Here is an 8,033-nt window from a genome sequence, read left to right on the forward strand (position 1 = left end):
CCCCCACCTGCACGCCTTCCCCTCGGTGGACAACCCCGCCTCCAACGCGGTCTGCGCGAAGGCGGGGTTCACGCTGCTCGGCGAGACGGACTTCGAGTTCCCGCCCGGGCGGTTCATGCGCAGCAACAACTGGCGGGTGGACCTTCGGAGTTGATCGTTCGCGGGCCGGAGTTCGGCGTTGCCGTGGGGCCTCGGCGGTCAGAACAGGGTGCCGCCCTCCAGGTCCAGCAGCCAGCGCTTGCGGTCCACGCCGGCGGCGAAGCCGGTGAGCGCGCCACTGGCCCCGAGCACCCGATGGCAGGGCCGGACGATCAGCAGCGGGTTGGCGCCCACCGCGCCGCCGACCGCGCGGACCATGCGCGGCTCCTGCCCGGCCAGCTCGGCGAGTTCGCCGTAGGTGACGGTGGTGCCGTACGGGATCTCGTCCAGCGCGGCCCAGATCCTGCGGCGGAACTCGGTGCCCTCGGGCGCGAGCGGGAGGTCGAAGCCGGTGCGCTTGCCCGCGAAGTAGTCGGTCAGCTGGGCGACCGGCTCGGCGAGCGCCTCGGGGTCGCGCACCCAGTCGTCGGCGGGCTCGGCCAGCGCGTACTTCTGGCCGGGCGCGGTGACGGTGGCCAGCGCGGCCGGTCCGCCGTCCTCCGGCAGCACCCCGCTGAGCAGCAGCGGGCCGAAGGGGCTCTCCATGGTGGTGTAGACGGTGGTGCTCATGCTCGTCCGTTCTCCGTTCCGGTGCTGGTGCTGGTGGTGCTGCTGGTGTCGCTGATGCCGGTGCTCGTGTCGGTGTCGGTGCTCATGTCGGTCCCGGTGCCTGCGGGGCCGGTGGTCGCGGGGCCGGCCCACAGCCGGTGGACGGCGTAGGAGCGCCACGGGGCCCAGGACTCGGCGGCGCGGGCGGCGGACTTCGGGTCCCCGGCGGCGCCGAGGCGGAGAAGGCCGTGCTTGACGCCCACGTCGCTCGGGAGGAAGACGTCAGGATCGGCCAGGGCCCGCATCCGCAGATAGCCGACCGTCCAGGGACCGATGCCGGGCAGGTCCAGCAGACCGGCCGCGGCCTCCTCGCGGTCGACCCCGCTGTCGAGCCGGACCGCGCCCTCGGCCAGCGCGGCACACAGGCCGATGAGCGCGCGACGGCGGGCGGCGGGCATCGCGAAGTCCTCCGGATCGGCGGCGGCCAGGGCCGCCGCGGTCGGGAAGAGCAGGCGCAGGCCGCCACTGGGCTCGGGCAGCGCGGCGCCGTACTTCTCGGCGAGCCGTCCCGCCAGGGTACGGGCGGCGACGACGCTGATCTGCTGGCCGAGGACGGCGCGGACGGCGAGCTCGTGCGGGTCCACGTGACCGGGCGAGCGAAGCCCGGGGCGCTCGCGGACGAGCGGGCCGAGCAGCGGGTCGGCGCCGAACTGCTCGTCGACCGCGAGCGGGTCGGCGTCCAGGTCGAAGAGGATGCGCAGGCGCTGGACGGCGGTCGGCAGGTCGCGCAGGTCGGCGAGCAGCAGGCGGCAGTCCAGCCAGCCGCGGGTGGGCGGCTCGCCCGGCGCCAGGCCCTCGACCTCGGCGATGCCGTGGCCGTACGGGAGCGCGAGGGTGCGGCGGTACACGCGCACGCCGGGGCGCGCGCCGGGGACGACCTCCTCCACGCCGGGGACGGCGCGCAGGGCGAGGAAGTCGATCAGGTGCTCGCTGTCCAGCGCGCCGCGGTAGGCGAGGCGCAGGGTGAGACCGCCGGCCGGGGTCGCGATGCGGCGGCCGGCGGCGACCTCGGCGCGCAGGCCGCTGGGGGTGCGGTCGTAGACCTCGCGCACGGTGTCGTTGAACTGGCGGACGGAGGCGAAGCCGGCCGCGAACGCGATGTCGGTGACGGGAAGTTCGGTGGTCTGGAGGAGCAGGCGGGCGGTCTGCGCGCGGCGGGCGCGGGCCAGCGCGATCGGGCCGGCGCCCAGCTCGGCGGTCAGCTGGCGCTGCAGTTGGCGGGAGCTGTAGCCGAGGCGGTCGGCCAGGCCGGCCACGCCCTCGCGGTCCACCACGCCGTCGCCGATCAGGCGCATCGCCCGGCCGACCAGGTCGGCGCGCTGGTTCCACTCGGGCGAGCCCGGCACGGAGTCGGGGCGGCAGCGGCGGCAGGCCCGGAAGCCGGCCCCTTGGGCGGCCGCGGCGCTGGGGTAGAAGACGCAGTTGACCCGCTTCGGGGTCACGGCGGGGCAGCTCGGACGGCAGTAGATGCCGGTGGAGGTGACCGCCGTGAAGAAAACCCCGTCGAAGCGGGAGTCGCGGCTGTCCACGGCTCGGTACCGGATGTCGTCGTCGATCACGTTGTCCAGTTTGCGGCACTGGGCGGGGGGTGACTGGCGGGAATCGGACATCACCGTTGATCGTCGCCGATCGCCGCTTCGGGGGCCCTCCCCCTCCCCCCTCCCCCTCCCCCCGCCCCCACCCCTCCCACCACCCGCCCACCCACCCACCGCCTCACCCCATGGCCCATCGACCTATGGCCCATCGGCCCATGGCCCGGAAACCTGCCGGCCCACCCATTCGCCGGCCAGCGCCCGAGAGCACCCGCACGGCACCCCCTGCACGCACCGGGCCTGGGTGCCCGGCGCCGGGCACCGGGCAGCAGGCACCGGGCACCGGGCACCGGGCACCGGGCGCCTGGACTCCGGGCCCCGGCTCCAGCAGCCGGGCTCCGGGCACCGGCCGCCGGGCCCGAAATTCCCGGGCCCGCCGACCGTCCCGCCGTTACCCTCGCGGCATGAGCGATCAGCACTCCTACACCGGTCCGGACGACCCGCGCGTCGTCGCCCTGCCTCCGGCCGAGTTCGCGTTCCCCGGCCCGCTGCGGGACCAGCTGGTCGCGGCGATCCTCGACGGCGCCAAGACCAGCACCACCGGCCTGGTCGCCGACTACGACCACGAGGGCGAGCCCCTGCCGCTGGCCGGTGAGCGCTCCGCGGTCCTCGACTCGGACGGCCGCAGGGTCGCCGTGATCGAGACCACGGACGTCCGCGTGGTCCCGCTCGCGGAGGTCGACCTCCAGCACGCCCTGGACGAAGGCGAGGGGTGCACCAGCGTGGCCGAGTGGCGTGCGGTGCACGAGCGGTTCTGGCGCAGCCCGGAGATGCTCGACGCCCTCGACGACCCGGGGTTCACCGTGGACGACAGCACTCCGGTGGTCCTGCAGCGCTTCCGCCTGGCGGCCGACCTCCGCTGAACCGGGTGGGCCCGGCGGAGGCCGGCCGGCGGCCGTGGCGCGGCGGCCGGCCGGTGCCGGGGTTCAGCGCTTCACCGGACCTCCCGCGGCTCGCATCGACTTGCTGATCGTCTTCCACTTCTTCAGCCGCGCCTTGGCCACCCGGGCGTCCGACCGCGAGGCGATCCAGTCGTTCTCGCGCTGGAGCTTGAGGTAGCTGTCCATCCGGCGCTGCGGCAGGGTGCCGTCGGCCAGCGCCGCCTGCACCGCGCAACCGGGCTCGGTGTGGTGGCCGCAGTCGTGGAAGCGGCAGTCCTCGGCCAGCTCGGCTATGTCGGCGAAGGCCAGGTCCACGCCCTCGCCACCGTAGAGGCCGACTTCGCGCAGCCCGGGGGTGTCGATCAGCACGCCCCCGCCGGGCAGCGGGATCAGTTCGCGGGTGGTCGTGGTGTGGCGGCCCTTCTGGTCGACCTCGCGGGCCTCCTGGACGGTCATCACTGCGGAGCCGGCCAGGGCGTTGGTGAGCGTGGACTTGCCGACACCGGACTGGCCGATCACCGCGGTGGTGCCGGGGGTGCAGGCGCGGAGCACGTCCATGCCCTCGCCGGTCTCGGCGCTCACCACGACCACCGTGACCCCGGGGGCGACCGCCTCGACGTCGGCCCGGATGAAGTCGGCGTCGTCGACGAGGTCGGCCTTGGTGAGGACGACCAGCGGGTCGGCGCCGGACTCCCAAGCCAGGGCGAGGAAGCGCTCGATCCGGCCGAGGTCGGGATCGGTCGCGAGGGAGGAGGCGATCAGCACGGTGTCGACGTTGGCGGCCAGCACCTGGCCGTCGGAGCGCTTACCGGCCACCTTGCGGATGATCGCGGTGGAGCGCGGCAGCAGCGCGGCGACGGAGGCCATCGGCTGGGCGTACAGGTCGACGGCCGCCCAGTCGCCCGTGCACGGGCAGTTGATCATGTCGGCGTCGCCCACCGGCCGGGTGTCGAACCGGACGGTGCGCGGCTCGCCCGTCTCCGGGTCGGCGATGACGGCGTCGCACTGGCCGCGGTCGACCCGGACGATCCGCGCCGGGAGCAGCCCGGCCTCGCCGAACGGGGTGAACAGCTCCGCGAGCTCGGCCGTCCAGCCGTAGCCGGTCAGCCCGGAGGCGTCAGCGGAGGTCGAGGAGGAGGAAGAAGAAGGAGAGAACGACGGAACGGAGGCAGCGTTGAACAACGCAGTGGCCCTTCGGGAGGAGATGTCCCGGCGGGCTACGGCTGGCGCGAAGGGCTCAGCCGGCGGCCGGGAAGAGGAGGTGAACGCGAGTGCTGCCCTGGGCAGCTATCGGGGAGACAACGACCACGGGGTTCACCTCCTGCTCTCTACTCCTCGGGCGGCCCAATGGCCCCCGAACCGGATGTGTCACACGCTAGCGGACCGGGGGATCCCGGCCAACCTATTTTTGACCTGCGGAAACGCGAGGAAGAGGCCGCCGGGAAGGCCTCGAAGGGCCACAATTGGCCCGCCGCGAACAGCCGCCCGGCCACCCCGCCAGGCCCGCCACCCGGCAGGCCCCGCCACCCAGCAGACCCGCCACCAACGCGCCCTACCCCCCGTACCGGTGCTTGAGGTTCGGATCGTCCAGCCACCACGGCCGCATCCCGGTCTCCTCTTCCTCCGGCTCCCCCGTCGCCCGCGCCCGCTCGGCCGCCGCCGCGAAGCGGGCGTCCAGCTCGGCGTCCACCGCCTCGGTCTCCTCCCGCCCCTGCACCACCATCCGCCGCACCAACGCGGCCAGGAACGGCAGCCCGACCAGGTCGCCCAGCACCCAGAACGCGTTGCCGCCCCAGGTCTGGTCCTGCGCCAGGCTCGGCCCCCACGGCCGCCCGAGCGCCAGGTAGTAGTGCTCGGCGACCAGGTGCCCGCCGTAGATCAGCACGATCCCGAGCCCCGCGTCGAAGATCACCTCGGCGAAGGTGATGAACAACCCGACCAGGTGCGGGTACTCGTGCCCGACCGGGTCGAGTTGCAGGCGCGGCCAAAAATACGCGAGGCCGAGCAGCACCAGCGCCAGGTGCAGCACCACGTTCCCGAGCCCGCTGGACACCGACCACTCGTACCAGGGCGTGAAGTAGAGCAGCCACGGCGGCGCCATCAGCAGCGCGGTGGAGACCGCCGGGAACATCAGCACCTTGGACGGACGGCTGCGCAGCGCCCGCAGGACGCGCTCCCGCCGGGCCGCCGGCGCCGCCTCGACCAGCAGCGAGACCGGAGCGCCGAGCGCGAGCAGCAGCGGGACGACCATCAGCAGCAGCACGACCTGCACGGCCCGGTCGGTGAAGAGGATCCGGTCGTACACGCCGAGGCCGGAGCAGGTGCACCAGATCCACAGCAGCAGCCCGCCGAGGAACGCGGCGGTACGGGTGGGCTGCCAGCGCCCACCGGCGGACCCGGCCCCGGCCCCAGTCCCGACCCCAGTCCCGGTCCCGGCCCCGGCCGCCCGGTTGACGCGGCGCACCGCCGCCAGGTACCAGGCGCCGAGCAGCACCGACACCGCGAGCACCAGCGGCTCGGCCGTCCAGGAGGTCGCCAGGTCGGACCACTGCCACGGCGGCGGCCCGCCGTAGGCGAGCACCGAGGCGGGACCGCCCACCGGAGCGCGCACCGGGCCGCCCGCCAATCCGCCCACCGGAGCACCGATCGCGCCGTCCAGCACTGCGCCCATCCGCCCGCTCACCTCGCTTGTCCCGGTGGTCCCCCGCCGGTCGGGAACCCGCCGGTCGGGAACCTGCCGGTCGGGAACCCGCCGGTCGCGAATCCCCCCGGCTCCCGTCGGTCGCGAATCCACAATCCGGAATCCACGGTCGGGAACCCCGGCGCCCGGCCATGATGTCCCTCCGCCGCGCCCCCGCCGCACCCGGGGCCCGCCTCTATACCCGGGCCTGAACAAAGCTTTACCAAGCCCCAACAAAGCTTTGCCCAGGCAAAGTTCTGCCCTCCTTCCCCCTTCTCCGCAACCGCTGGCGAAGACACAAACGTCTGGCAGGATGCCCCGTCGGCGAGACCCGCCACGTGGCCGACAAGGGGATGACAAGGGTGCGAACCACTGCACGCGGCGACGGCCGCCGGCTGGCGGCGCGCCACCGCAACATCGAACTGGGCCTCCTGGCCCTCGCGGTGGCCGTCTGTCTGGCGGGACACATCGACGCCGGCCTGGCGCTCACCGGCAGGATGCCGCCCGGGCTGCTGGTGCACGGCCTGGCGCTGGGCGCGCTGGCCGGGGCGGCCCACCTGGCGGTGCGCCGGTTCGCCCCGTACGCCGATCCGCTGATCCTGCCGCTGGGCGTCTTCCTGACCGGCTTCGGGCTGGTGCTGCTGGACCGGCTGGACTTCAGCTACAAGGCCGCGCACGCCGCCAAGGGCGACTACCAGAAGCTCCCGGCGGCGCCCTCCCAGCTGATGTGGGTGTTCATCTCGGTGGCGGCGGCGATCGCGCTGATCGTCCTCGTCAAGCACCACCGCTTCTTCCAGCGCTACGTCTACCTGCTGATGGCGGGTGCGCTGATCCTGCTGGCCGCGCCGGTGCTCTCCCCGGGCGACAGCTTCGGCGCCAAGCGCTGGATCCGGCTGTTCGGGCTCTCCTTCGAGCCGGACGAGTTCGTGAAGGTCGCGATCACGATCTTCTTCGCGGGGTACCTGATGGCCTCCCGGGACGCGCTGGCGCTGGCCGGGCGGAAGGTCTGGGGGCTGACCCTGCCGCGCGGCCGGCACGCCGGCCCGGTGCTGGCGATCTGGGTGGTCAGCCTGCTGGTGCTGATCTTCGAGCGCGACCTGGGCACCTCGCTGATCTTCTTCGGCGTCTTCATCGTCATGCTGTACGTGGCGACCGAGCGCACCAGCTGGGTGGTGCTCGGCCTGCTGATGGCGGTCGGCGGCGCGGCGGTGGTCGGGACCGTGGAACCCCACGTGCACGGCCGCGTCGAGGCCTGGCTGCACCCGCTCGACTACTACAAGCCGGTGCACGACAAGGCGATCTCCGAGCAGCCCGCCGAAGCGCTGTTCAGCCTGGGCACCGGGGGCATGACCGGGACCGGCCTGGGCTCGGGACGGCCCTGGCTGATCGGCTTCGCCGGGCGCAGCGACTTCATCTTCACCACCATCGGCGAGGAGCTGGGCCTGGCCGGGGTGACGGCGATCCTGCTGGTCTACGTGCTGCTGGTCCAGCGCGGCCTGCGCACCGCGATCGGCCTGACCGACCCGTTCGGCAAGCTGCTGGCCACCGGCCTGTCGGCGGCGCTGGCGCTCCAGGTGTTCGTGGTGGTCGGCGGGGTGAGCGGGCTGGTCCCGCTGACCGGCAAGGCGCTGCCGTTCCTGGCCGCCGGCGGTTCGTCGCTGCTGGCGAACTGGCTGATGGTGGCGCTGCTGATCAAGCTGAGCGACTCCTCCGGGCGCACCGCCCTGGACCCGGTCCAGCCCTCCCCCGAGCCGCTCCCGGCCCAGGCCCGCCCGGCCGAACCGTCCGCGCCCGGCCCGTACGAGGCCCCCGGCCCGTACGACCCCGACACCCCGCGCGACCCGTCGGTCCAGCACCCGACGGACCCGACGCCGGCGGGGCCGCTCTCCTCAGCCCCCGGAGCGGCCGACCCCTCCGCCCCGACCGAGCTGCGCCCCGCGTACGGCCACCCGCCGAACCAGTCCGCCCCCTGACCCGCGCCCCGACCCACCCCCTGCCCCACCGCCCGGCCCACCCCCGGCCCGCGACACACCCCCACACCACCGCCCCCGACGCACCAGGGCCTCCCCCGCACTCGCGGGAGAGGCCCTGCCGTCACTTCCGTCCGCCCCGCCTACCGCTGGTCCCACGGCC

At 74.2% G+C, this 8,033-nt stretch carries 6 protein-coding genes and 1 pseudogene; 3 read left to right on the forward strand and 4 right to left on the reverse strand.

Annotated features, from left to right (window positions below):
* A pseudogene (locus ACFU6K_RS23125) lies at window positions 1-154 on the forward strand (GNAT family N-acetyltransferase); the annotation flags it as partial.
* 44 nt (window positions 155-198) lie between these two features.
* Here the strand turns inward: ACFU6K_RS23125 and ACFU6K_RS23130 are convergent.
* Together ACFU6K_RS23130 and ACFU6K_RS23135 are read right to left on the reverse strand one after the other, a co-directional pair.
* Entirely contained in the window at window positions 199-708 is a 510-nt protein-coding gene (locus ACFU6K_RS23130) for a methylated-DNA--[protein]-cysteine S-methyltransferase (protein WP_380665901.1), read from the reverse strand.
* Window positions 705-2,357: a DNA-3-methyladenine glycosylase 2 family protein gene (locus ACFU6K_RS23135; RefSeq protein ID WP_380665903.1), complete on the reverse strand. Its 1,653-nt coding sequence runs from the start codon at window positions 2,355-2,357 to the stop codon at window positions 705-707. The genes ACFU6K_RS23130 and ACFU6K_RS23135 overlap by 4 nt, the downstream gene beginning before the upstream one ends.
* A gap of 386 nt (window positions 2,358-2,743) precedes the next feature.
* Between ACFU6K_RS23135 and ACFU6K_RS23140 the strand changes: the two genes are divergently transcribed.
* On the forward strand, window positions 2,744-3,202 hold the full coding sequence (locus ACFU6K_RS23140; protein ID WP_380665905.1) for an ASCH domain-containing protein: 459 nt from the start codon (window positions 2,744-2,746) through the stop codon (window positions 3,200-3,202).
* A gap of 63 nt (window positions 3,203-3,265) precedes the next feature.
* On the opposite strand, the gene rsgA is transcribed toward ACFU6K_RS23140, so the two are convergent.
* Together rsgA and ACFU6K_RS23150 are read right to left on the reverse strand one after the other, a co-directional pair.
* Window positions 3,266-4,402 (reverse strand): ribosome small subunit-dependent GTPase A, encoded by a 1,137-nt coding sequence (rsgA, locus tag ACFU6K_RS23145; protein WP_380665907.1) that lies wholly within the window; start codon window positions 4,400-4,402, stop codon window positions 3,266-3,268.
* 370 nt (window positions 4,403-4,772) lie between these two features.
* Window positions 4,773-5,891 carry a cytochrome c oxidase assembly protein gene (locus tag ACFU6K_RS23150; protein ID WP_380665909.1) on the reverse strand — a complete coding sequence of 373 codons (1,119 nt, stop codon included), beginning with the start codon at window positions 5,889-5,891 and terminating at the stop codon, window positions 4,773-4,775.
* A gap of 362 nt (window positions 5,892-6,253) precedes the next feature.
* Between ACFU6K_RS23150 and ACFU6K_RS23155 the strand changes: the two genes are divergently transcribed.
* Window positions 6,254-7,873: an FtsW/RodA/SpoVE family cell cycle protein gene (locus ACFU6K_RS23155; protein WP_380665911.1), complete on the forward strand. Its 1,620-nt coding sequence runs from the start codon at window positions 6,254-6,256 to the stop codon at window positions 7,871-7,873.
* Window positions 7,874-8,033: the final 160 nt, after the last annotated feature.

The sequence above is a fragment of the Kitasatospora sp. NPDC057512 genome (assembly GCF_042802135.1).
Lineage (GTDB): Bacteria > Actinomycetota > Actinomycetes > Streptomycetales > Streptomycetaceae > Kitasatospora.

Excerpts from the sequence above, each read along its gene's own strand:
- ACFU6K_RS23130 (WP_380665901.1), bottom strand. The coding sequence starts at position 708 with ATGAGCACCACCGTCTACACCACCATGGAGAGCCCCTTCGGCCCGCTG.
- ACFU6K_RS23135 (WP_380665903.1), bottom strand. The coding sequence starts at position 2,357 with ATGTCCGATTCCCGCCAGTCACCCCCCGCCCAGTGCCGCAAACTGGAC.
- ACFU6K_RS23140 (WP_380665905.1), top strand. The coding sequence starts at position 2,744 with ATGAGCGATCAGCACTCCTACACCGGTCCGGACGACCCGCGCGTCGTC.
- ACFU6K_RS23150 (WP_380665909.1), bottom strand. The coding sequence starts at position 5,891 with ATGGGCGCAGTGCTGGACGGCGCGATCGGTGCTCCGGTGGGCGGATTG.
- ACFU6K_RS23155 (WP_380665911.1), top strand. The coding sequence starts at position 6,254 with ATGACAAGGGTGCGAACCACTGCACGCGGCGACGGCCGCCGGCTGGCG.